Annotated in this window: 11 protein-coding genes and 1 pseudogene; 11 read left to right on the top strand and 1 reads right to left on the bottom strand. The window is 62.6% G+C overall.

Translation table 11 applies throughout. The annotated features are described in order from the left end of the window. The first annotated feature begins 199 nt into the window (after nucleotides 1-199). Nucleotides 200-559 carry a DUF6124 family protein gene (locus AB4N85_RS09975; RefSeq protein WP_252867709.1) on the top strand — a complete coding sequence of 120 codons (360 nt, stop codon included), beginning with the start codon at nucleotides 200-202 and terminating at the stop codon, nucleotides 557-559. A gap of 642 nt (nucleotides 560-1,201) precedes the next feature. Then, a pseudogene (locus AB4N85_RS09970) lies at nucleotides 1,202-1,555 on the top strand (DUF6124 family protein); the annotation flags it as partial. Nucleotides 1,556-1,921: 366 nt separating this feature from the next. On the opposite strand, the gene gspI reads toward AB4N85_RS09970, so the two are convergent. Then, on the bottom strand, nucleotides 1,922-2,308 hold the full coding sequence (gene gspI, locus AB4N85_RS09965; protein ID WP_252867708.1) for a type II secretion system minor pseudopilin GspI: 387 nt from the start codon (nucleotides 2,306-2,308) through the stop codon (nucleotides 1,922-1,924). Nucleotides 2,309-2,456: 148 nt separating this feature from the next. Between gspI and gspG the strand changes: the two genes are divergently transcribed. The 9 genes from gspG to AB4N85_RS09920 all read left to right on the top strand — a co-directional run bounded on the left by gspG (nucleotide 2,457) and on the right by AB4N85_RS09920 (nucleotide 25,245). Next, on the top strand, nucleotides 2,457-2,915 hold the full coding sequence (gene gspG, locus AB4N85_RS09960; protein WP_076562599.1) for a type II secretion system major pseudopilin GspG: 459 nt from the start codon (nucleotides 2,457-2,459) through the stop codon (nucleotides 2,913-2,915). 47 nt (nucleotides 2,916-2,962) lie between these two features. Continuing rightward, nucleotides 2,963-3,883 (top strand): type II secretion system minor pseudopilin GspK, encoded by a 921-nt coding sequence (gene gspK / locus AB4N85_RS09955; RefSeq protein ID WP_252867707.1) that lies wholly within the window; start codon nucleotides 2,963-2,965, stop codon nucleotides 3,881-3,883. After that, entirely contained in the window at nucleotides 3,880-5,001 is a 1,122-nt protein-coding gene (gspL, locus tag AB4N85_RS09950) for a type II secretion system protein GspL (protein WP_252867706.1), read from the top strand. The genes gspK and gspL overlap by 4 nt, the downstream gene beginning before the upstream one ends. Beyond that, a complete protein-coding gene (gspM, locus tag AB4N85_RS09945) occupies nucleotides 4,994-5,542 on the top strand; it encodes a type II secretion system protein GspM (RefSeq protein WP_130886956.1) in 549 nt (182 codons plus the stop codon). Before gspL ends, gspM begins: the two co-directional genes overlap by 8 nt. Further along, complete coding sequence (gene gspD, locus AB4N85_RS09940; RefSeq protein WP_252867705.1) at nucleotides 5,539-7,920, top strand: type II secretion system secretin GspD; 2,382 nt, start codon at nucleotides 5,539-5,541, stop codon at nucleotides 7,918-7,920. The genes gspM and gspD overlap by 4 nt, the downstream gene beginning before the upstream one ends. Before the next feature lie 507 nt (nucleotides 7,921-8,427). Beyond that, entirely contained in the window at nucleotides 8,428-9,834 is a 1,407-nt protein-coding gene (gene gspE, locus AB4N85_RS09935; protein ID WP_150635113.1) for a type II secretion system ATPase GspE, read from the top strand. Then, nucleotides 9,834-11,045, top strand: coding sequence for a type II secretion system inner membrane protein GspF (gspF, locus tag AB4N85_RS09930; RefSeq protein ID WP_460067888.1), 1,212 nt, complete (start codon nucleotides 9,834-9,836; stop codon nucleotides 11,043-11,045). Before gspE ends, gspF begins: the two co-directional genes overlap by 1 nt. A 437-nt stretch (nucleotides 11,046-11,482) precedes the next feature. Continuing rightward, nucleotides 11,483-12,586 (top strand): substrate-binding domain-containing protein, encoded by a 1,104-nt coding sequence (locus tag AB4N85_RS09925; RefSeq protein WP_460067886.1) that lies wholly within the window; start codon nucleotides 11,483-11,485, stop codon nucleotides 12,584-12,586. 173 nt (nucleotides 12,587-12,759) lie between these two features. Next, the gene (locus tag AB4N85_RS09920; RefSeq protein ID WP_460067884.1) at nucleotides 12,760-25,245 is read left to right on the top strand and encodes a filamentous haemagglutinin family protein; all 12,486 of its coding nucleotides are present in this window, start codon (nucleotides 12,760-12,762) and stop codon (nucleotides 25,243-25,245) included. The last annotated feature ends 7 nt before the right edge of the window (nucleotides 25,246-25,252 follow it).

Here is a 25,252-nt window from a genome sequence, read left to right as displayed (position 1 = left end):
ACCGTCCGCCTAATATCAAGGCGCGCCAGCGTTCTGCACTTGTTCAGGCATTGTCTGAAATTATGTTGCGGTGGCTGTGCGTGGGACACCTTCGGGTGTGCCGGATTCCTTGATGTCCGGTCGGTCAACCCGCGTACAGCTGCCACCCTGTTTGTTTGACCGCGAACGGTGGCGGCTCCAGTCATCAAGGAGCTTCACCATGATCAAACCAACACCCAACCCGCCCGAAACCGATCCCACATCTCCCTACGAATCCCTCGACTCCAACAAACTCCACGAAGCCGCTGATCGCGCGCTCGATCATTACCTGTCGCCAAACAATCTCCTGCCTCCGCCACGTAAGGCGCGTGGGATGTACGCGGTTACGGCTGATACCAAAAACGAAGAACTGCTGGCTGATGCGAGTGAAACGCTTGCTTCGGCCAAGACGATTGCTCAGGACATTTCCAGTTTGCTGCCGCCGCCGCAGCGGCGGGCATTGTTGGGGGTTGCGCAGTTGATCATGCTGGGGGAGCTGGCGGTGAATCGGGTGATGGATAATTTGGAGGTGGCGGGGTGATTTAGAAGACGGGGCCAAGGCTTGATTTGGAGTAAGCTTTGGCGCCTTCGCGAGCAGGCTCGCTCCCGCGGGGGTTGGTGTGGATCGCTGGTTCTGTGGCCGGCGCTGAAGTTCATGATAGTGGGTCGGTTGCTGTCTTTAGAACGTTAAAGGAATTCACTCGATGGACTCATATTTGAATGGTCAACCGACCTCGCGGAGTTGGTGATGGAGTTTTCAACTACGATTTGGAACTGGTACGGGCAGAGCGAGTACCGACGAGTTCTTGCTGTTTGCTTGGCAATTCGGGGGCTTACCTTCTTGGCTATGAATGCTGATGAGCAGCGACAAACGATTCCTGATTGCCCAGCCTGTGAGGTTTGGTCGAAAACAATGCTGCCTTTGCATGAAGCACTAACAGTGTGTGGGGCCGCGATGCAAAAGGATGTTCGGAGTGGACTGCAGCATGTCTGGGACTTGTGCAGTTCCTTGCTTGAGTCGGCTATCCATTGCGATGATCGGTCGATATTTGATCAATGTGAATGGCAGCCTCTACGGGAAGCCGCTAATCAGGCTCTAGCTTTCGTAGACGCGGAGAAAATATCCCCTTATCTGGATGAACTAATTTCGGATTGTCGAAGTGCCATGGTTCACTCGTGATCAAAACCAACACCCAACCCGCCCGAGACCGATCCCACGTCTCCCTACGAATCCCTCGATTCCAACAAACTCCACGAAGCCGCTGACCGCGCGCTCGATCATTACCTGTCGCCAAGCAATCTCCTGCCTCCGCCGCGTAAGGCGCGGGGGATGTATGCGGTGACGGCGGATACCAAGAATGAAGAACTGCTGGCGGATGCGAGTGAAACGCTTGCTTCGGCGAAGACGATTGCTCAGGACATTTCCAGTTTGCTGCCGGCGCCGCAGCGGCGGGCGTTGTTGGGGGTTGCTCAACTGATCATGCTGGGGGAGCTGGCGGTGAATCGGGTGATGGATAATTTGGAGGTGGCGGGGTGATGTCGTTGGCCTTGATCCGGCGCTGGGCCTTGGGATTTTAGGTGCGGCAGAAGAGCCCCTCACCCCAGCCCTCTCCCGGAGGGAGAGGGAGCCGACCGAGGTGTCTTGCGTTGTGCATCGACCTGGACGAGCGTGTTGATTATGGATTTTTGATGCTTATGCACTGCGGCAGAAGAGCCCCTCACCCCAGCCCTCTCCCGGAGGGAGAGGGGGCCGACCGAGGTGTTTTGCGTTATACATCGACCTGGAAGACCTTAGCGGCTATGGCTTTGCTGGGCTTCAGCGGTGCTGGATTCAGAGCGATACGTTCAGGTCGGCGTGTGTCACGAATTTCCCCGAATCGGTTCCCTCTCCCTCGGGAGAGGGCTAGGGTGAGGGGCTTCCTGGCCGTGACAACAGGGTCTCCAGTCTGGCCAATGGCGGCGCATCCTGGTTGCGGTCGAATACTTGAATTCCAACCTTGAGCAGTCGCCCATTCTCTGCACTGGCGATCACCTGTTCGCAGCGCAACATAAGTCGCCCTTGATCACATTCAACAGCCTTCATCCCATTCGGTAATCGCCCCTCCAGGCGCAGCTCAGCCATCCGGCTCTGCGCGGCGATCAGCGCAATCGATCTATCGCGCAACACCCCACTACTCTGCGTCATCAACCCCGCCACCCGCACAGCGGCTGACATGGCGACGGCGATGATCGCCAGTGCCACCAGCACTTCAATCAAGGTGAAGCCTTCCTCTCGCGAACGCGCGCGCATACATGGCCCAAAAGCAAAACCCAGCCCTCGACGCTAACCCCCGTCCTTGACGGCTTGACGACGGAAACACCCGAGGATTTTCAACATCCCTGACATATCTTCTTGCAACACTGCGCGTCGAATTCGGATCAAGCCAGGGAATGTCGAGATGGATATCGCACCTTTGAACACGCTCAGTCAGTCGCCGCGCATGCCGCGTGGGCAGCAGGGTTTTACCTTGATCGAGATCATGGTGGTGGTGGTGATTCTGGGGATTCTGGCGGCGATGGTGGTGCCCAAGGTGCTCGACCGGCCGGATCAGGCGCGGGCGACGGCGGCGAAGCAGGATATTGGTGGGTTGATGCAGGCGTTGAAGTTGTATCGCCTCGATCACGGCACGTATCCGAGCATGAATCAGGGGCTGAAGGTGTTGGTCGAGCGGCCGGCGGATGCGAAGAACAGCAACTGGCGTTCGTATCTGGAGCGTTTGCCGAATGACCCATGGGGCCGGCCTTATCAGTACCTCAACCCGGGCGCGAACGGTGAGGTCGATATCTTTTCCCTCGGCGCCGATGGCCAGCCGGACGGCGATGGCGTGAATGCCGATATCGGTTCCTGGCAGTTGTAAGGCCGGCCGTGAACACAGGTTCGCTCAACGGGGCGAAGCAACGGGGCATGGCGATTATCAGCGCGTTGTTGATCGCGGCGGTGGTGGCGGTGATTGCGGCGGGGATGTTGACGCGCCAGAGCGTGGCGACCCGGGCGCTGGAGGCCGATCAGCAGCGGGTGCAGGGGCGTTGGGTCGCGCAGGGTGGTCTGGAGATCAGCCGGCAGTTGCTCTGGGACGCGCGCCTGCGTGATCCGTTGACCCGGCGCGATCAGCCTTGGGCGCAGCCGTTGTTGGCGGCGGGTTTTGCCGGGCGGCTGGAGGATGAGCAGGGCAAGTTCAACCTGCGCAATCTCGTCGTCAACGAGCGCATCGATGAGGCGCAAGTGCAGGCGTTCGAGCGCTTGTGTGAACTGATCGGTGTGAGTGCCGTTGTCAGCCAGCGCATCCGCCAGCGGGTGATTGCCGGGTATCCGCATTTGCTCAATGCGCAGATTGGTGCGACTGGCAAAGCCGGTTTCGACAGTGGCCGCGCCACTTCGCCCGATGCCGATTACAAACCGCCACCGCCGAAGGCGCCGATGCTGCGCACACTCGATGATTTGCGCAGCGTCGAAGGCGTGACGGATGCGCTGATCGGCCAACTGGCGCCGTACGTGACGGTGATTCCGGCGACGACGTGGATCAACGGCAACACCGCCACGGCGCAGGTGCTGGCGGCGTATGTGCCGGGGCTTTCGCTGGAGCGGGCGACGGCGTTGATTGCCGAGCGTGACGCCGGGCGCTGGTTTATCAATCGCGGCGATTTTGTGAACCGCTTGCGCATGCCGCAGTTGGAAATGAGCAGCGTCAAAGTCGGCATCACCAGTGACTGGTTTCGTTTACGCGGTGAGGCGCGGCGTGATCAGCGCCGGGTCAGCCTCGATGCTTTGCTGCACCGCAGCGAGGATCGGCTGCCGCAGGTGATCTGGTCGCGGGTGGGCGCATGAGCCAGTTGCGCGTTGCGTTGCCGCCGCTGGCGGAGCTGGAGTTGCACAGCGAAGTGAGCTGCGCCTGGCTGGATCGTCAGGGGCAGGTCAGTCGTGAGGAGCGGCTGACTTTGAGTCAGTTGGGGCAACGGCCGAAGCAACCACCGCTGCTGTGTTTTCTGCATCCGGCCGACAGCCTGCTCGCCAGCATTGATCTACCGCCGCTGCCCGCGAACAAAACGGCGGCTGCTGTGCAGTGTGCGGCGCAGGCGCTGATGCTCGGTGACAGCAGCCAAATGCATATCGGCCACAGCCCTCGTGATGCGAGTGGGCAGGTGCGAATCGCCTGGGTGGCGCGGCAGCATTTGCAGCGTCTGGCTGCGTTGCTCAAGCAGGCGGGTTTGAGTCTGCGCGGTTTGTATCCGGCGCCGTATAGCCTGCCAGTGCTGCCGGGGGTTGTCGCTTGTGTGGCGGACGGGCATTTGCTCCATCGCGAGAGTTTGAACAGTGCGCAGGTTGAGCCGTTGCTCGGTGACGAAGTTGATGAGGCATCGTTTGAAGCCGGATCAGCACAACGCTGGATCGGCCCCTTGCCCGGTTGGGGTTTGCACGGTGGTCTGCAGCAAACCGGCGGCGAACAACGCGGTTGGGGTCGCGCTGTCGGGTGTGTGGCTTTGGCCGTGGCGGTTTGGGTGATTGGCCTGAATCTTTACGCCGCTCGCGAGGCGCGGCAGGGCCAGCAGCTCAAGGCGCAGATGAGCCAGCGGGTGAAGCAGGCGTTCCCCGAATTGCCGGTGATTCTCAACCCGCTGCAACAGGCGCGTCAGCAAATCGAGCAGCGGCAAAAAGGCGCGGTCGATGACCCGGCGCAGAACTTCAATCGACTGGTGTTGCAGGCCGGCACCGGCATGCCGTTCATGGCCGGCAGTGTCGAGCGCCTGACCTATCGCGACGGCGCCTTGCAACTGGCCTTGCTGAGCGATGCAAACCGTGGCGGCAACGATAAGGACTGGCAAAGCACGTTGGCCCAGGCCGGCATCAGCGTCACTGCCGATGACGAAGGCTGGACGCTGCGCCCGAGCGATGAATCCAGCGCCAACACCAACGCAGACGACGACAGCGGAGCAGACGATGAGTAGGGCGACGCTGGCGATTTACCGTGGACGCTGGCAGCGCTTCAGCAGCCAGTTGCAGGCGCGTTGGCAGCCGTTGGCGCTGCGTGAGAAACGCATGGTCGCTGGCATGGCGCTGGTGCTTGTCGGTCTGCTGATCTGGCTGACGCTGGTCAAGCCGCCGCTGGCCAGGATCACTTTCTGGCAGAGCGAGACGCCCAAGTTGCGCGCGCAAACCGAGGCGCTGGAAGTGCTGTTGCGCAGCGTCAACGTGCGGCCGCAGGGGCAAAGCGTTGGCCAGTCGCTGGAGCAAAGTCTGCAAGCGGCGGGGCTCGCCGGGCACTACCAATTACAAGCGGCGGAGGGTGGCGCGTGGCAGTTGAATGTCGACGCCGCGCCGGCCGATACGCTGCTCGACTGGCTGCTCAGCCAGCCGTCACAACTTTCTCTGCAGGTGGTCGAGGCGCAGTTGCAACGCGCAAGCGCGGCCTCGACCGATGTCACCGCCGGCACTTTGTCAGGCACCGTTCGCATGGATCAGGCGCAGGGCGCTAAGGAAGCTTCATGAAGGAGTCACGCTGCAAACCGGCACGTCTGGCGCTGCCGTTGTTGCTGATGGCATTGAGCGCGTGCAACAGCACCACGGCCCCGCAGAATCAGCCGCCGCTGTTGGTCGACAGCGAACTCGGGCGGCCGCTGGCCAATACCCAGCGCAGCGGCGATGCGGTCGCCGATCGCGAACGGGCGCAGGCTCAGGCGCGGCCGGTGCCCAAGCAGTTGCACAACATCAGTCAGCGCGGGCGCAGTGGTGGTGCTGTGCCGAGCAACACGGTTGCGCGCAATCCGTTGGGTGAGCAACCGGTGACGCTGAATTTCGTCGAGGCCGATATTCAGGCGGTGGTGCGTGCGCTGTCGCGGGCCACTGGGCAGCAGTTTCTCGTCGATCCACGGGTCAAGGGCAATCTGACGTTGGTCTCGGAAGGTCAGGTACCGGCCCGGCAGGCTTACGACATGCTGCTCGCGGCGTTGCGCATGCAAGGCTTCAGCGTGGTCGATGTCGGCGGCGTGGCGCAGGTGGTTCCCGAGGCCGACGCGAAACTGCTCGGCGGGCCGATCTACAGCGCGGACAAACCGGCCGGCAACGGCATGCTCACGCGCACGTTTCGCCTGCAATACGAGAACGCGGTGAACCTGATCCCGGTGCTGCGCCCGATCGTTTCGCCGAACAATCCGATCAATGCCTACCCCGGCAATAACACCGTGGTCATCACCGATTACGCCGAGAACCTCACCCGCGTCGCGCAGTTGATCGAGAGCATCGACACGCCGAGCGCGATCGACACCGATGTGGTGCAGATCCAGAACGGCATCGCTGCCGATATCGCGCCGATGGTCGCCGACTTGCTCGACGCGCCGGGCAATGATCCGACGCAGAAAATCGCGGTGATTGGCGACCCACGTTCCAACACCATCATCATCCGCGCCGGCAGCCCCGAGCGTACCGAGCTGGCGCGCAACCTGATCTACAAACTCGACAACGCGCAGAGCAATCCGAGCAATCTGCACGTGGTTTATCTGCGCAACGCCCAAGCGGCGAAACTGGCGCAGGCCTTGCGCGGTTTGCTCACCGGCGAGAGTGACAGCGGCAGCAGCGACGCGGCGCGGTCGGTGCTCAGCGCGATGGGCAGCAGCACCGGCGGCAATGCCGGGCAGAACGGCCAGAGCAGTACGCCGAGCACTGGGACTTCAATGACGACTGGCAGCGGCGCAACCGGCGGCAGTTATGCGCAGGGTAGTGGTGGCGGCAGCAGCAGTGGCGGTACGCAGAGCAGCGAACAGAACGTTGCGTTCAGCGCTGGCGGGGTGACGATTCAGGCTGACGCCACCACCAACACGCTGCTGATTTCCGCGCCGGAACCGCTGTATCGCAACTTGCGTGAGGTTATCGATCTGCTCGACCAGCGCCGTGCGCAAGTGGTGATCGAAAGCCTGATCGTCGAGGTCGGCGAGGACGACGCCAGCGAATTCGGTGTGCAATGGCAGACCGGTAACCTCGGCGGCAAGGGCGTGATCGGTGGCGCCAATCTGGGTGGCGCGGGTCTCAATACGGGAGCTAAGAACAGCATCGACGTACTGCCGCAGGGTTTGAACCTCGGCTACGTCAACGGCACGGTCGACATCCCCGGCATCGGCAAGATTCTCGACCTGAAAGTGCTGGCGCGGGCGCTGAAGAGCAAGGGCGGTACCAACGTGCTGTCGACGCCGAACCTGCTGACCCTGGACAACGAAGCGGCGAGCATTTTTGTCGGCCAGACCATCCCGTTTGTCAGCGGCAGCTACGTCACCGGCGGCGGGGGCACCAGCAACAACCCGTTCCAGACCGTGACCCGCGAAGAGGTCGGCCTCAAGCTCAACGTGCGCCCGCAGATTTCCGAGGGCGGCACGGTGAAGCTGGATATCTATCAGGAAGTCAGCAGCATCGATGAGCGCGCGTCCAACAGCGTGACCGCGGCGGGCATCGTCACCAACAAACGGGCGATCGACACCAGCATTCTGCTCGACGATGGGCAGATCATGGTTCTCGGCGGGTTGCTTCAGGACGGTTACAGCCAGAGCAATGATGCGGTGCCGTGGCTGGGCAGCTTGCCGGGCATCGGCGCGCTGTTTCGCAACGAACGCCGGGCGATCACCAAGACTAACCTGATGGTGTTCCTGCGCCCGTACATCATCCGCGACAGCGAAGCGGGGCGCAGCATCACCCTCAACCGCTACGACTTCATGCGCCGCGCCCAGGGCGGCTTGCAACCGGAACGCAGCTGGGCGATGCCCGACATGCAGGCGCCGCAATTGCCGAGCGCTGCGCAAGGCGTGCCAGCGCCGGGGCCGACATCAGGCCCACGGGCCACGATCAAAGCCGTACCGATTGAAGGGAGCACCCGGTTTTGACTGAGATGATGATTGTGGCGAGGGGATTCATCCCCGCTCGGCTGCGCAGCAGTCGTAAAACCGGTACACGCGATTTGCCTGTAGAAACTGGTTTTCAAGTTTTGGGCCTGCTTCGCAGCCCAACGGGGATAAATCCCCTCGCCACAGGGAATCGCATTGCCCCAGAGAATCTAATTGCCACAGAAGATCGCATTGTCACTGAGGATCCCATTGCCACGGTACCGATCGAAGGGAGCACCCGGTTTTGACTGAGATGATGATTGTGGCGAGGGGATTCATCCCCGCTCGGCTGCGCAGCAGTCGTAAAACCGGTACACGCGATTTGCCTGGAGAAACCGGTTCTCAAGGTTTGGGTCTGCTGCGCAGCCCAACGGGGATAAATCCCCTCGCCACAGAGGTTCCCATTGCCACAGGGGTTCCCATTGCCACAGGGGATCTCATTGCCACTGAGGATCTCATTGCCACAAGGGATCCCATTACCACGGTGGATTCTGGGGAGGGTGGGCGATGAGTGTATTGCCGTACGCCTGGGCCAAGGCGCAGCGGATTCTTTTGCGCGATGGCGTGTTGACGGTGTGCCCATCGACGCCCGGCTGGTCGATCAGCGAAGTGCGTCGGCAGTTCGGTGCGACGCAGGTTGAGCGGGTGCGTGATGACGAGCTCGACGGGCTGCTCGCCAGTGCTTACGCCGATACCGGCAGTGCGGCGGCGGTGGTGGGTGCTGCGGAAAACGAGGTCGATCTCGATCGGCTGATGCAGGACATGCCGGAAATCACCGACCTGCTCGACACCCAGGACGGCGCGCCGGTGATTCGCATGATCAACGCCTTGCTCACCCAGGCCGCGCGCGATGAGGCCAGCGACATTCATATCGAACCGTTCGAAACCCATTCGGTGGTGCGCTACCGCGTCGACGGCACCCTGCGCGATGTGGTCTCGCCGCGCAAGGCATTGCACGGTGCGCTGGTATCGCGGATCAAGATCATGGCCCAGCTCGACATCGCCGAAAAACGCTTGCCGCAGGATGGCCGAATCGCTTTGCGCGTAGCGGGGCGGCCGATCGATATTCGTGTGTCGACGGTGCCGACCGGCCACGGCGAGCGCGTGGTGATGCGCCTGCTCGACAAACAGGCCGGGCGCTTGCATCTGGAAACCTTGGGCATGGATGCGCAGGTATTGGCAAAGCTCGACCACCTGATCCGCCAGCCCCACGGCATCGTGCTGGTGACCGGGCCGACCGGCAGCGGCAAGACCACCAGCCTCTACGCGGCGCTGGCGCGGCTGGATGCGAGCACCAGCAACATCCTCACCGTGGAAGATCCGGTGGAATACGATTTGCCGGGGATCAGCCAGATTCAGGTCAACGCCAAGATCGACATGACCTTTGCCCTCGCACTGCGGGCGATTCTGCGGCAGGACCCGGACATCATCATGATCGGTGAGATCCGCGATCTCGAGACCGCGCAAATCGCCGTGCAGGCCTCGCTCACCGGGCATCTGGTGCTGGCGACGCTGCACACCAACGACGCGGTGTCGGCGGTCAATCGCCTGATCGATATGGGCGTTGAGCCGTTCTTGCTCGCGTCATCCATGCTCGGCGTCCTCGCGCAACGTCTGGTGCGGCGCCTGTGCAATCAATGCAAACAGGAAGACCCGGCCACGCCCGGCACCTGGCGCCCGGTCGGTTGCGCGGCGTGCAATCACACCGGTTACAGCGGCCGCACCGGCATCCACGAATTGTTCTGCATCGACGACGATATCCGCACGCTGATCCACCAAGGGGCAGGGGAGCAGGCCTTGCGCGCGGCGGCGTCGAAAGCGGGGATGTTCAGCCTGCGTGAGGACGGTGAGCGCTGGATTCGCAGCGGTGCCACCGCGCCGGAAGAAATCCTTCGCGTGACACGGGACGCCTGATGAATCGCTATCGCTTTGAAGCGGCGGATGCCACCGGGAAAATCGAGTCCGGCCACCTTGAGGCGGACAGCCAGAGCGCAGCGTTCAGTGCCTTGCGCGGACGTGGCCTGACGGCGCTGTCTGTGCACGAGGAAAGCAACGTCGCCCGACACGGTGGCGGCGGTTTGTTCAGCGCCAGACTCTCCGACAACGACCTCGCCTGGGCCACGCGGCAACTGGCGAGCCTGCTCGGCGCCAGCCTGCCATTGGAAGCAGCACTGAGCGCCACAGTCGAGCAGGCCGAGAAAAAGCACATCGCCCAGACCCTCAGCGCCGTGCGCGCCGATGTGCGCAGCGGCATGCGTCTGGCAGAATCGCTGGCGTCGCGGCCACGGGATTTTCCGGAGATTTACCGCGCGCTGATTGCCGCTGGCGAAGAGTCCGGCGATCTGGCCCAAGTGATGGAACGGCTGGCCGATTACATCGAGGAACGCAACAACCTGCGCGGCAAGATTCTCACTGCGTTCATCTATCCGGGCGTGGTCGGGCTGGTGTCGATCGGCATTGTGATTTTCCTGCTCAGCTACGTGGTGCCGCAGGTGGTCAGCGCGTTCTCTCAAGCGCGGCAGGATTTGCCGGGGCTGACGCTGGCGATGCTCACCGCCAGTGATTTCATTCGCGCGTGGGGCTGGTTGTGTGCTGCGCTCATGGCCGGGACGTTCTGGAGTTGGCGTCTGTATTTGCGCAATCCGGCGGCGCGCTTGAGCTGGCATAACCGGGTGCTGAAGTTGCCGCTGTTCGGGCGTTTTATCTTGGGTTTGAACACCGCGCGATTCGCCTCCACCCTGGCGATCCTCGGCGGTGCCGGCGTGCCGTTGTTGCGTGCATTGGAAGCGGCGCGGCAGACACTGTCCAACGACCGCTTGAGCCTGAGCGTCAGCGAGGCCACGGCAAAGGTGCGCGAAGGCGTCAACCTCGCCGCCGCGTTGCGGGTGGAGAATGTCTTCCCGCCGGTGCTGATTCACCTGATCGCCAGCGGCGAGAAAACCGGCTCACTGCCACCGATGCTCGAGCGTGCGGCGCAGACGCTTTCCCGGGACATTGAACGACGGGCGATGGGCATGACCGCGTTGCTGGAGCCGCTGATGATTGTGGTGATGGGCGGGGTGGTGCTGGTGATTGTGATGGCGGTGTTGTTGCCGATTATTGAGATCAACCAGTTGGTGCAGTAGCCAAATTTGATGTTGGCCGGGCCGGCCTCTTCGCGAGCAGGCTCGCTCCCACAGGGGAACGCATTTCAACCGTGGGAGCGAGCCTGCTCGCGAAAGCGCCAGTCCCGACAACACAAAACTCAAATATTTTGCACCGGCCTGACCCTCACCCGAGTCCCGATCCCATCATCCTCGGGTTCTCCATTCTGTCATCTGCAACCACCCGCCAACGGCTCTAGCCCGATTCAGCCAAACCCCCGATCCAGACATGCCGCCACATCCCGCAAACACCCGAGAAATCCCCACAAAAATCCCCGCGCAGCTCCCGAGGTTTTTTCCTTTATCTGTCACCGGAAGCTGCGAATTTCTCTCTGCGGCTCCACTGCGGTGGACCCTCCCGGTGTCATGCAAGCCTTCCGAAACCTGTGTTCCAAACCAAGTTGAAAAGGAGATTCTTCATGTTCAAGCGCACTCTGATCGCCGCCTCACTGACCGTCGCCGCTCTGGCTTCCGCCCAGGCCATGGCCGTTACCGGTGGTGGTGCTTCCCTGCCTGCCGCGCTGTACAAAGGTTCTGCCAACAGCATCCTGCCAGCCAACTTCAGCTACGCCGTGACCGGTAGCGGCGTCGGCAAAAGCGCTTTCCTGACCAACAACGCTGCCCAGTTCAGCACTACCGGCACCGTGCATTTCGCCGCCAGCGACTCGATCCTCAGCGCTGCGGAACTGAGCACCTACACCACCAACTTCGGTGCTTCGTACGGCCCGCTGATCCAGCTGCCATCGGTGGCCACTTCGGTTGCCATTCCGTACAAAAAATCCGGTCAGACCGCGCTTAACCTGACCAGCGCTCAACTGTGCGATGCGCTGTCGGGCACCGCCACCACTTGGGGCGCTCTGCTGGGTAACGCCGACAGCACACCGATCCGTGTGGTTTACCGCAGCGTGTCCAGTGGCACCACCGAAATCCTCAGCCGTCACCTGAACTCGATCTGCCCGACCAAATTCGCCGTCAACTCCACCTTCACCAACGCTCGTCTGCCGGCCGGTTCCGCGCTGCCATCGACTTGGGTCGGCGTAGCCAACACCGCTGATGTGGCCACTGCGGTGAACGCCGTGGACGGTTCGATCGGCTATGTGGGTCCGGACGGCGTGAACGCCACCAGCAACGCTGTGGTTGCCCGCGTCAATGGCGTCCAGCCAACCAACGCTAACGTGACGCTGGCGCTGAGCACTGCACCGGTGCCAAGCGCACCTGCCAACCCGGCTGGCTGGGCCCCGGTCGTGCCTAACCCGGCAAGCGGTTACCCGATTGTGGCTTACACCAACTTCATCTTCGGCCAGTGCTACAAAGATGCAGCCGTGGCCACCGCCGTGCGCAACTTCCTGACCACCCACTACAGCAACCCGGGCAACAACGTCGCCACCGTCGCCCACAGCTTCACGCCGGTTCCCAACAACTGGAAAACCGCTGTGACCGCCAACTTCATCACCAACACCTCGGGCAATAACCTGGACATCAACAACGCCAACGCCTGCAACGGCATTGGTCGTCCTTTGTAAGCCTTGTCTCAACTGCAATGAAACGGCAGCAGCCTTCGGGCTGCTGTTTTTTTTGCCGATTTACTCCTCGAACATGAAGTTTGTGTGACATCCGTTCGGTCGTGAGGCTCGCCAACTGCCTATGTCGTAACAGCAGGGCTGATCCGACCTGCCACCCAAAAGGACCTGTAGTGATGCTTGCTCGCACCTCCCGTCACAGTAACCGTATCCGGCCGATCAAACGTGGCGCGGGCGATCCCGCACAGTGGCTGCTCAAGCCATTGGCGCAAGCCGTCGCCTTGTGTCTGGTGGCGGGCAGTGCCGAGGCGGCGACCGCGTTCAGTTCCACCTGGTTTGCCGCGAAGGGCGCGGCGCAGCAGGCTTCGGCGTCGCGTCCGGGTGGGAGCGGTCTGCCGGGGATGACCCCACCGCTGGCACAGCAGCAACGGGCCAGCCAGCAGTTGCAGCGTTCTTTGCAGACACTCAATAACACCGTGGCAGCGATTGCCGCTCAGCAGGCCGCACAAGCCGCTGGACGTGCCGCCGCATTGGGCAGTGTGCAAGTGGTTCCGGACGGATTGGGCGAGGGCGGCCTGAAGGTCGATAACAGCCTGAGCCAGGGCTGGATGAACGCCAAAGGCCCGCAACAAACCCAGGCCGACGGCAAGACCACGGTGAAGATCGAGCAGACCGCCGACAAGGCGATTCTCAATTGGGAAACGTTCAACGTCGGCCGCAATACCACAGTGGAATTTGCCCAGCAGGCCAACTGGGCGGTGCTCAATCGCGTCAACGATCCGAGCGCACGGGCCAGCCAGATTCAGGGGCAGATCAAAGCGGACGGCACGGTGATGCTGATCAACCGCAACGGCATCGTCTTCAGCGGTGGCAGCCAGGTCAATGTGCGAAATCTGGTAGCGGCAGCCGCGAACATGACCGATGCACAATTTCGCGATCGGGGTCTGTATTTCGACAGCACCGGCAGTCAGCCAACCTTTACCGACGCTGCTGGCAAAGTCCTGGTGGAGCGTGGCGCAGCCATACAAACGCATCAACCTGCGCTCTCCACCGACGCCGGCGGCTATACCTTGCTGCTTGGCCAGGACGTGCAGAACGACGGCTCGATCAGTACGGCCAAGGGTCAGACGGTGCTGGGTGCGGGGGACCGTTTCTATATCCGCAAGGGTTCGGGCACCGACGGTAATGGTTATTCAACCACTTTCGGCAGTGAGGTCATTCCCGGTTTCAAGGCTGACAGCTCGGGCAAAGTCAGCAACACCGGCCTGATCCAGGCATCCACCGGCGACATCACTCTGACCGGCCGCGACGTTGTGCAAAACGGTGTGCTGCTGGCGAGCACTTCGGTGGCGACGCGCGGCACCGTGCATTTGCTCAATCCGGCCAGCGATGCCCAAGGCCGTGTGACCCTGGGCGAAAATGGTGTCACTGCGATTCTGCTCGACAGCAGTGATCTCACGGCCCTGGACAGCCAGCGCGATGCGTCGCTGACCGGCGTCAATGCCAACAACCGGATCCGCAGCGATCAGTCTCGCATCGACATCGGCAGCGGCGGCACCGTCGAATTCAAAAGCGGCTCGATCACCCTTGCCACCGGTGGGCAGGTGGCAGTTGCCGCCGGACAGCGCAGTCTATTGCGCGAGGGGGCGGTGATCGACGTGTCCGGCGCCCTCGGCGTCAAAGTGGCGATGGCAAACAACAACATCAAGATCAACGTCCAGGGCAACGAGCAGCGTGATGCGCCGGTCAATCGCGAGAGCGGCGCGCTCAACAGTAACGACATCTGGGTCGATGTCCGTGAGCTGGTATTCGTGCCGGCGGGCACCAACGGTTACGCCACCGACCGCTGGTACACCGCCGGTGGGTTGTTGGAGGTCGGCGGATACCTCGGCACTCAGGGCCATGGCGTTGGTGAATGGATGGCGCAGGGCGGTGAGGTGCGGTTTTCCGGAAAGGACGTGATCAGCGAAAAAGGTTCGCTGATCAATGTGTCCGGCGGCACGCTTGATGTGCAGGGCGGCGAGATTCGCCAGAGCTGGCTGCGCGGTGCGGACGGGCGGTTATACGAAGTGTCGCGTGCGCCGGGCGATATTCTCTACAACGGCCTTTACAAAGGTTACGAAAGTCACAGCGAGCGCTGGGGTCAGACGGATTATTTCTATAGCCCGCTGATCGCGCCGACGCGTCGCCAGGAAGCGGGGTACACCGTTGGCCGGGATGCCGGCCAGTTGGTGATCGCCACGGGCAACGCCGTGCTGGAAGGCCAGCTGTTGGGTGAGGTGTTTCAGGGCGAACGGCAAATCCAGGCACCGCGGGCAGGTCTGGACGGCTATGCCCAGACCCAGACCGCCCGGGCGCGGCGAGGGCAGTTGGTGGTTGGCAGTTACGATGCTGCTTATGTCGCTGCCAGTGCAGGCCTGCTCTATCAACTCGACCCGTTGCTCGATCAGGTGCAAGTGGGGGGCGCGCATGCCAGCGTAGCGAACGCAGGGCTGACCGATGCGGTCGCGGCAGAACGCGCAGGCAAACTGTTCCTCGATGCCGGGCTGCTCAATGGTTTCGCGCTGGGCGCGCTGAAGATCTCGGCGAAAAACACGATTGAAGTCAATGAAGGCGTGACGGTGGATCACGGTGGCAACATCACCCTGTTCAGCCCTGACGTGCAGGTCAATGCCGATCTGATTGCGCAAGGCGGCAGCCTGCAATTGGGCAACGTTTTGAACCAGCTCGCCACCGATCGGCGTGATGACACCATTCTCCAGGTTTCAGCAGGCAAGCAAGCGCGAGTGACGGTTGCGCAGGGTGTGCAGCTGCAGACACGCGGTCTGTGGAGCAACCTGTCGAGTAACCCGGACGACGCGGGCGGCCTGGCGTACCTCAATGGCGGGACGGTGTCGATCCGCAGTACCGGCGACATTCTGCTGGCCAGTGGCAGTCTGGTCGATGTTTCGTCGGGCGGTGCGGTATTGGCCAACGGCAAGACGCGTGGCGGCAAGGGTGGCGACGTGACGCTTGAATCCAGCGCCAACAGTGCGCCAGGCCTGTCGCGCATGGTGCTCGATGGCGAGGTGCGGGGCTATGGCGTGAACGGCGGCGGCACCTTGACCGTGCAGGCCAGCAAGGTGCGGATCGGCGCTTCCGGCGAAGTGTCCGAAGAACAGACCCTGCGCCTGACGCCGGAGCTGTTCCGCACGGGGTTCAGCGCCTACAACATCATCGGTGTGAAGGGGCTGGAGGTCGCCGCGCAAAGCGCGATCGATGTGCAGATGCCGGTCTATCGATTTGGCGAATCCGCCTCGACCATTGTGTCCGGTATGTCGCCGCGCGCTGCGCTGGAGCTATGGACGCCCGCGTTATTTCAGGAAGACCCGCTCAAGGGCGTCTTGACGCAAAGGGCCGGCGCTTCTGTCGCATTGCAGGCCGGCGCGACGCTTGCTGGCTTGATTGATCCCGCCAGCAGTCCGTTGTCGATTGGCGAAGGCTCACGGATCAGTGTCGATCCCGGCCAGCGCATCGGTTTGCGCGGGGCAGGCCAGATCACGCTTGATGGTGAACTCAACGCCTGGGGCGGTATTGTCGATATCCGTCAACAGCAGTTCGGCGCGATTGATGTGGCGACGTCCTTGCAAGAGGCCGATCCGACCCCGCACAACCGTTCGATCTGGATCGGTGAACATGCCTTGATCGATGTCGCCGGTCGGGCAGCGACCGCTGTCGATGCGCTGGGCCGCGTCTACGGCCAGGTCGGCAAGGGTGGCTCGATCATTGTCGGTGGCGAGATTGATGTGAAGAAAATCACGGCGACCGCTGCCGATGCTTACGTCATCATCCGCCAAGGTGCGCGACTGGAAGCGTCCGGTGCGCAAGCCGTGCTCGATAGCGGTGGGCAAGGCCCCGCTCGTGTGGCCACCGATGGCGGACGGATCACCCTGAGTTCCTACAATGGTCTGTTCATCGAGGGCAGTCTGCAGGCCAGTGCTGGCGGTGCAGGTGCGGCGGGCGGGCGTCTGGAGATCGCTCTGGATACACCGGCGTACGGTCCCGCGAACTTGAGCAATGCGGTGCGCGTGCCGCGTGAAATGATCATTGCCCAAGGGCCAGCGCCGGCACTGCCGCAGCCGCTGCGAGCGGGTGAGGCTTCGCCACTTTTACGCTACGGGCGTACACGCTTGAGTGCCGATCAGCTGATGAGCGGTGGCTTCGGCAGCGTGAGTCTGCTGAGCAACGGTCTGATGACGTTCGACGGCGATGTCGACCTGCACATGGGACAGGGCCTGAGCCTGTTCGCCGGTTCTCTTTCATTGGCCGAGTCGGCGAGTGACAGCGCCCGGGTCAACCTCAGCGCACCTTACCTGCGCCTGTCAGGGCTGGGCACCTATTTGAGCTCGGAAGTCAAAGTGCGTCCGCGGGTGATGAGCAATCCGACAGCGCAGTTGTCCGGCGCGCAATTCACCGCCAGCGCGAACCTGCTGGACGTGGGCAACTCGCTTTCATTCGGCACCGAAGGGACTCTTGTGCAATCGGCCGCACCGGCGCTGGCGGTCAGCCGCCGTGGCTTTGGTCTGGTCACGCTCGACAGCCAGGGCGACCTGCGCTTCCTCGCGCCAACCGATGAACAGCAGCGCAGCCGTCTGTGGACTGCAGGTGACATGCACATGCGGGCTGCGCAGATCTACCCGGCCAGTGGCGTCTCGGCTGAGGTGCGAGTGGGCTATCAGAGTATGGCCGGATCGGTGCCGGAGCATACGCTGCGTATCGGCAATCACGGGGCGGCGCCGACCGCTTTGCCTTACTCGGTGTTCGGCAGCCTGACACTCAGTGCGGGACAGATCGAGCAGGGCGGCGTCATTCGTGCGCCTTTGGGGCTGATATCCCTGGGTGATGACGTCATTGTCAAAACCCGTGAACTTCACCTTCTGCCGGGCAGCGTGACTTCAGTCAGCGCCGCCGGACTGGTCATGCCCTATGGAGGAAGCACCGACGGTATCGACTATCGGTACAACGGTAAGTCGGTGACGTTGAATGGCATTGCCGGAGCGACCTCCGGGGTCATCCTTGATGCGCAATACACCAATGTGCAGGCCGGGGCGGTGATCGACCTTTCGGGCGGCGGGGATTTGCGCGGTGCCGGTTTTGTCTCCGGACGAGGTGGCTCCACCGACGCGCGTTTCAATCCGCTGGTACGCAATGCCACCGATGGCACCTTCAGTTTGCCGGGGCTGGCCAACAACCCCGTGTATGCAATCGTGGCCGGTGACCAGAGCCGCTATGCGCCGATGCTGGCCGAGGCCGGCGCGGTCGACCCGCGTATCGGCCAGCAGATCACCCTCGGGACCGGCGTTGCCGGACTGGCACCCGGCACCTACACCTTGTTGCCATCGACCTTTGCCTTGTTACCGGGCGCCTTGCGGGTCGAAATCAATGGTCAAGCGATTGCGGGGCCGATGGACAGCGCGTTGAAGTTGCGCAATGGCTCGTGGACCACGGCCGGACAGCTGTCGATTGCCAACACCGGTATTCGCGACAGTTTGCCCAGCCAGGTCATCGTGACGTCTGCCGATGTGCTGCGGCGCTATTCACAGTACAACGAAACCGGGTTCAGCCAATTTGTGCTCAACGATGCTGCCCGCCGGGGTCTGCCGCGCGCCCGCACACCGCTGGACGGCAACACGCTGCACCTGCGCATGGTCAGTGGCGGCGAGCACGACTCAGCCCTGGATTTCAACGGGCAGGTGCTGTTCAAACCTGCCAGCGGCGGGGTCATTGGTACGGCGGTCGTTCAGGGCGGTTATACCGGCGCAGAGTTTGAAATTCTCGGTGCCGGGCATACGCGAACGCCAGGGTTCGACGGTGTATCGCTGTACGCCGACACCCTCAACCGCTTGAATGCCGGACGTTTGACCATCGGTGGCACCCCAACCGTGTATTACGGTTCGGAGGGCGGCTCGATCAAGGTGATCGGCAATACCTCGGCGATTCGTCTGCGCGAGGGCGCGATCCTCTCGGCGCCAGAGGTTGTCCTGAGCAGTAACAGCGCCAATGGCGGCATCACCATCGATGCGGGAGCGGGCGTCAATACCTTGGGGCGAGGTAACGTCCCGTATGATGCCGCAGCCGGTTTCGTCTACGAACCGGGGCGCTCCAGCCTGCTGGTGGTGTCCAATGGCTGGACGCCGGTGCTTGCGCCCACCGAAGGCGGGGGCGGGAGCATTCGTATCGGCAACTGTCCGACGGCCGATTGCACCGCTGCGGCGTTGCTGTACTCCAACGGCAGCATCATCGCCGCCACTGACAAAGACTTCGAACTGGGCGAAAGCGTGCGCTTTGGCACTCGTCAACTCGGGCTTTCGGTCGGTGTGGTCAATGCCGGCAGTCCGCAAGCACTGGCCGCAGCCAGCGGCCGCACACCCGCGGGCCTGACGCTTAACCAGAACGTGCTGGATCGTCTGTTGCAGGGCGACACGCAATCTGGCGCCCCCGCGCTGGAAACCCTGAGTCTGGTGGCCCGCGATGCGTTCAACTTTTTCGGCAGCGTGACCCTCGACACCATTGATCCGCAGACCGGCCAGAGCCGTTTGCAGAATCTGGTGTTGGGTAGCCCGGCTATCTACGGCTCGGGCGCTGCCACCGATGTCGCGACGATCCGCACCCGCAATCTGATCTGGAACGGGGCGACTCAGGCCCCGGGTACGGTTGTCAACGACGGCGCCGGCAACGGGCACGGCACGCTGGATATTCAGGCGCAGCGGATCGAATTGGGTTATGGCCCGAACCCGCAGCCCAATGGCCTGGATCGCAATAACCGACTGGCCCTGGGATTTGCCAACGTCAACTTCAACGCCAGCGAGCGCATCACCGCCAACCACAAGGGCAGTCTGGCGGTGTACGAATCCCAAGGAGCTTATGACGCGGTCAAGGGGTTCAGCTACAGCGGCGGCAATCTCAATCTGCGCACGCCATTGCTGACCGGCGAGGCCGCCTCGGTCAGTGAACTCAAGGCGGGCAACAACCTGACGCTGAGTGGTAGCGCCACAACGGCTGCCGCGGATGCCCTCGGTGCGCAACTGAGCCTGACGGCACGCAGTGTTGTGCTCGACAGTCGCATCGTCCTCGCCAGCGGCAAGCTGCTGGTCAATGCCGAGGATGATCTGCTGCTTGGCAGCGGCGCGCAGGTGGACATGGCGGGCCGGGTTCTGCCGTTCAATGATGTGCAGAAATACAGCTGGGGCGGCGACGTGTCGTTGCAGAGCAACAACGGCAATATTCGTCAGTCGGCGGGCTCGCGAATCGATCTGTCCGCCGTCAACAATCAGGCCGGGCAATTGAACGTTGTGGCCCTGGCCACTGACGCTGGACAGGTTGATCTGCAAGGGCAGATTGTCGGCAGCAGCGGTGGCTATTACGACGCGGGCGGTACGTGGGTGCCGTACAAGGCCGGTGGCGTGGACATTCGCGCCCAGCGCCTGGCGGGTGATTTGAGCCAGGCCTTTGCCAGCCTTAACCTGCGCTTGAATGCCGGCGGGGTAGTGGGCAGTCGAAGCTTCCAGTTCAAGCAGGGCGATCTGCGTATCGGTAACGAACTCAAAGCGGGCGAAGTCAATGTCTCGGTGGACAACGGCAACCTGACCGTGGACGGGGTGATCGATGCCAGTGGTGAACGGGTCGGCAGCATTCGCCTTGCCGGCAAAAACGGTTTGAACCTGACGGGCAACGCGCTGCTCGATGCCCATGGCCGCGTACTGCGCGTCGACAGCTACGGCAAAATCATCGACGCACCGAACCGCGCCATGGTTGAACTCAATTCAGGTGACGGCGTGCTGACGCTGGCCGCTGGTGCACGGATTGATCTGCGTCACGGCACCGATGCAGTGCCTGGAAACCAGGCGGGACAACGCGATGACGTGTTGCGTGGGACGCTGGAGCTGAATGCACCGCGCCTGGGCGGCGGTGACATTGCGGTGGATGCCAGCGGTACGTTGAGTATTCAAGGTGCCCGCTCCATCGGGCTGAATGCCGTGCGAAGTTACAGTGATGCTGCCGATGGCACCGATCCGGCGGCCAGCGGTCGCCCGTATCAAGTGATCGATCAAGCCTACCTGGATCGCATTCACTCAGACAGCAGCGGCTTTATCGATGCGGCGCTGGGTAACAGTGATCTGCTACAACGCAAACTGGCCGGCCTCAACAATGCGACCTATGCCGATGCGTTTCATCTGCGCCCGGGGGTGGAAATCGTCAGCAAAACCGCTGACGGCGATCTGGTGGTGCAGGGCGATCTCGACTTGTCCGGCTACCGTTACGCCAGCCTCAACCCACACACTCGCCGGACCTCGGTGTATGGCAGCGGGGAAGCGGGCAGCCTGTTGATCCGTGCCGGTGGCAACCTCGATATCTACGGCAGCATCAACGACGGTTTCGCACCGCCGCCGGAAACCGTGGACGACGCTGGCTGGAAACTGTTGCCGGGGATACAGCCTTTCGGCGGTGACCTGATCGTACCGGGCAGTGGTGTCAGCCTTGCCGAAGGGACGCTCTTTCCGGCTGGCGCCACCTTGAATTACGACCTGCCGATTCAAGCCGCCACACTGGCTGCGGGCACGGTGTTGCCGGTTCAGGGCACTTTGGCCGCACCTTACGTGTTACAGGGTGGAACGGTGCTGGCCGGTGATGTGCATGACGCGGCGGGTAACCTGATGTATGCCGCCGGTACGTTGCTCGACAACGCTGTGACCCTGCCGGCCGGCAGTCGTTTGGGTGCAGGTATTCGCTTGAACAACGCCACCGCACTGCAGGCCCTGCTCTGGCCCAAAGGCGTGCCGCTGCCGGGTGCGGTTGATGCCGACAATAAAACGGTGGGTGTTGTGTTGAACGGAACGTTGGCGCTGTTGCGGGGTTCGCTGATCCCCTCTATGACCAACGTGAAGCTCGCCGATGGCACGGTATTCCTCGACCTGCGTCCTGCCAATGGAAACCAGCAAGGTCGAAACTGGGCGATCGCCAGCATGCTGCCGGCGGGCAGTGCGTCGTGGTCGATGCGCATGGTGGCAGGGGCCGATCTGACCGCGGCCGACAGCCGTAGCGTGAAACCTCAGGCCAGCGTTGGCAACTTGCAGATGGCCGACACTCACTATGGTGTGAGCATGATCGAGGTGGCGGGCAAGCTGGTCTGGGCGGTGGATAACGAGTATGGCTTTACACCGTACGAACCGGTTCCCGAGGAATACCTTGTGCTCTGTGATATCGCTCCCGGTTCTTGCGCGCCCATGGCGCGCAGTGTGTGGGCGCCTGGCAACTGGATGGGCATGCCGGATTACACACCGATGAACGATGACGAATTGTTCTGGTGCTCCATCGACCCGGCACTGTGCATTGAAAACAATCCGAGCAAGAGCGCCCAGGCCCACACGCAGATGTTCAGCGTTTTGCGTACTGGCACCGGCGACCTGGACTTGATGGCGGCCGGTAACCTGAGCATGGCTTCACCTTTCGGCGTCTACACCGCCGGCACCCAATCGGCAGACGTCGACGCGCGTTATAACCAGCCCCGCGGAAGGCTGTCGGCTGATGGCTCGGTATTGGGCAGCGCTGGCAGCGATTACGAAAAATGGGTCGATGGCGGCAGTGCCAGCCTCTATCAGGCCTGGTATCCGCAGATGGGCGGTAACCTGACGATCAATGCCGGCGGGTCTGTGTCGGGTGACGTGCTTGGCGGTCGCTCGGTCGCCACGGGCGACGGTACGCGGGAGCAGGTGCCGAGTGTGGCGGTGGGCAATTGGCTCTGGCGCCAGGGCACCGGCAATAACGATGTACCGACTGCCTGGTGGATCAATTTCGGCAGCTACGCTGCGCAGCCATTACCAGCGCTGGGCGAGGAAACCAGACCTTATCTGGTGGGCTTTACCGGGTTCGGTACGCTGGGCGGCGGCAACATCAGTCTGAGCGCCGGCGGGGATGCTGGCATGCTCAAGGCCATGGGCGACGACAGGTATGCGTCGTACCCTCGCAGTCAGGGGTTGATCGTTGCTGTCGGCAGTACGGGCCGCGTGGACAGTGACGGGAAATTGCAACTGACTGGTGGCGGAGATCTGGATATTCGTCTGGGCGGTGTCCTTAATCCGTCTCTGCAGGCACGTGCCGGCCTGGCGGGTACCGGCACGCCGACGCACGACTTGCAGGGCGCGCTCATCAACCTGCGCGGTGCGGCGCAACTGACGGGCGCCGCGTTGGGCGGTATCAATCTGCAGTACGGCGCCTCGGCGCTGTTTCATGACCCACGGGAAACGCGCGCCTTCGACCCGTTCAACTCGACGGCCAGTAATGCCAGTGGTGGGCTGATGCTGATTCCCGGTGACTCCGGCATGCGCCTCAACACCCGCGGCGATCTGGTGTTGGGTGGCGCCGCCGATCCGGGCCGCGTGAGGTTGCAGAACTCCACACCGTTTACCACGGCGGATGGCATTTACCATGCCGGTGGCGGTTTGAGTGGTTTCTCGCTGTGGACCGATCACACGGCCATCGATTTGTTCTCGGCCGGCGGCAACCTGACGCCCAGCACCCAGTTGATGGAAACCACCGGGCAGGACCCCGTCGCCGGGCTTAACGGGTCACCGACCGATGACCGCTTCGTCTTTCCTTCGATATTGCGTGCCGTGGCCGGCCAGGGCTCGATTTATGCGGGACCATCAGCGGCCTACGGCATAGGCAACCCGGCGCCGGCTCTGGCCTGGTCATTGCTGTTGGCACCTTCCAGCGCGGGGCAGCTTGAACTGATCGCTGGGGATTCGATCTATGCCGGCGGCTACGCCATCAACCAGTCAGGGGCCAGCCCGGCGGCGCTCGCCACACCGTTTGCACCCGCGTTCAATGGCTACGGCAACAACCAGTCCGCTCGGCCGATCACGACCAACGCCGGCAGCGATGGTGTGCTGGCGCAAACCAATTCGCGCTATCCACTGTTTGCCTTTGGTCCCGATAGCTACTCGGGGTTGAGCAGTGTTCAGGGGCCGGCGCGCTTCTATGCACTGACCGGTGACCTGGTAGGAATTCGCACGGGCGAAACGCTGGCGTTCGCGACCACGAAGCGCACCTGGTATGAATCGGCAGGCCCGGTGTGGATGGTGGCGGGGCGTGACATCGTGGCGTCCGGTACCAATTTGGGGCAACCCACGTTTGCGCCCGTTGGGGGCATGGGTCGCAATAACGAACAGATCGCGTCTACCGGCAATCTGTTCGTGCATAACGATGCGCGCGACATTTCGCGGATTTCGGCCGGGCGAGACATTCTCTACAGCAGCTTCGACATTGCCGGCCCGGGTGTTCTGGACGTCAATGCCGGGCGCAATATCCTGATGGAAGATCGCGCCAGCATCACCAGCCTCGGCCCTGTCGTGGCAGGTGATCAGCGCCCCGGTGCGAGCATCGTAATGCAAGCGGGTGCGGGCGCGCAGGGGCCGGATTACTCACGGTTCATTGCGCGTTATCTGAACCCGCAAAACGTCGCGGATTCAGCGGTGGCCCTCAGCGCGCAGCCGGGCAAAGTGGTCAAGACCTACGTCGAAGAACTGCAGAGCTGGCTGAGCCTCGGTTATGGCTTCAAGGGTGGCGACGAACAGGCGCAAGCGTTCTTCGCCGCACTGCCGAGTACCGAACAGGCGATCTTCGCCCGCCAGGTGTACTTCGCCGAATTGCGTGCCGGTGGCCTGGAATACACCGATGCCAGTGGTCCGCGCACAGGCAGTTACCTGCGCGGTCGCAACGCCATTGCGGCACTGTTCCCGACCACTGATGTCGCCGGCAATCCGATTCGCTACGACGGCGATATCACGATGTACGGCGGCGCCGGGGTGAAGACGCTGTTTGGCGGCGATATCCAGATGCTCACGCCGGGCGGTGGTCAGGTGTTCGGCATCGAAGGCGCGGCGCCGCCGTCGACGGCGGGGATCATTACTCAGGGTTCGGGCGACATTCAGCTGTATTCGCAAGGCAGCATCCTGCTCGGCCAGAGCCGGATCATGACCACCTTCGGCGGCTCGATTCTCGGCTGGTCCGCCGAGGGCGATATCAACGCCGGTCGCGGCTCGAAAACCACCGTGGTCTACACGCCGCCAAAACGTGTCTACGACAATTGGGGCAACGTCACGCTGTCGCCGTCGGTGCCGAGTACCGGCGCCGGTATCGCCACGCTCAATCCGATCGCCGAAGTGGCACCGGGCAACATCGACCTGATCGCGCCATTGGGCACCATCGATGCCGGCGAGGCGGGGATTCGCGTGTCGGGCAACGTCAACATCGCCGCGCTGACGGTGGTCAACGCCGCGAACATTTCGGTGCAGGGCAAAGCGACCGGCGTGCCGGTGGTGTCGGCGGTGAATACCGGCGCAATCACCTCGGCCAGTTCGGCGGCATCCTCCGCTACACAAGCGGCGGAAGACGTCGCCCGGCAGCAACAGGCAGCGGCGCGGCAGAACCAAGCCTCGGTGTTCACTGTGCAGGTGCTCAGCTTCGGCAACGAGCAACTGGCACCAACGCGCGATGGTGCCAGTCGCGCGCCAGCGACGGGTTATAACCCGGACAGCCCGGTGCAGGTGCTGGGCGCCGGGGCATTGGATGAACAGGCTAAGCAGCAGCTGACCGAGGAGGAGCGTGGGCAGCTGACGTTGTAAAAGGCTC

The sequence above is a fragment of the Pseudomonas sp. H1_G08 genome, from assembly GCF_054681355.1.
The sequence above is the reverse complement of the archived record's forward strand: the minus strand, read 5'-3'. Positions and strand labels throughout refer to the sequence as shown.

Excerpts from the sequence above, each read along its gene's own strand:
- AB4N85_RS09925 (WP_460067886.1), top strand. The coding sequence starts at position 11,483 with ATGTTCAAGCGCACTCTGATCGCCGCCTCACTGACCGTCGCCGCTCTG.
- gspL (WP_252867706.1), top strand. The coding sequence starts at position 3,880 with ATGAGCCAGTTGCGCGTTGCGTTGCCGCCGCTGGCGGAGCTGGAGTTG.
- AB4N85_RS09920 (WP_460067884.1), top strand. The coding sequence starts at position 12,760 with ATGCTTGCTCGCACCTCCCGTCACAGTAACCGTATCCGGCCGATCAAA.
- gspF (WP_460067888.1), top strand. The coding sequence starts at position 9,834 with ATGAATCGCTATCGCTTTGAAGCGGCGGATGCCACCGGGAAAATCGAG.
- gspG (WP_076562599.1), top strand. The coding sequence starts at position 2,457 with ATGGATATCGCACCTTTGAACACGCTCAGTCAGTCGCCGCGCATGCCG.
- gspI (WP_252867708.1), bottom strand. The coding sequence starts at position 2,308 with ATGCGCGCGCGTTCGCGAGAGGAAGGCTTCACCTTGATTGAAGTGCTG.
- gspK (WP_252867707.1), top strand. The coding sequence starts at position 2,963 with ATGGCGATTATCAGCGCGTTGTTGATCGCGGCGGTGGTGGCGGTGATT.
- gspD (WP_252867705.1), top strand. The coding sequence starts at position 5,539 with ATGAAGGAGTCACGCTGCAAACCGGCACGTCTGGCGCTGCCGTTGTTG.
- AB4N85_RS09975 (WP_252867709.1), top strand. The coding sequence starts at position 200 with ATGATCAAACCAACACCCAACCCGCCCGAAACCGATCCCACATCTCCC.
- gspE (WP_150635113.1), top strand. The coding sequence starts at position 8,428 with ATGAGTGTATTGCCGTACGCCTGGGCCAAGGCGCAGCGGATTCTTTTG.
- gspM (WP_130886956.1), top strand. The coding sequence starts at position 4,994 with ATGAGTAGGGCGACGCTGGCGATTTACCGTGGACGCTGGCAGCGCTTC.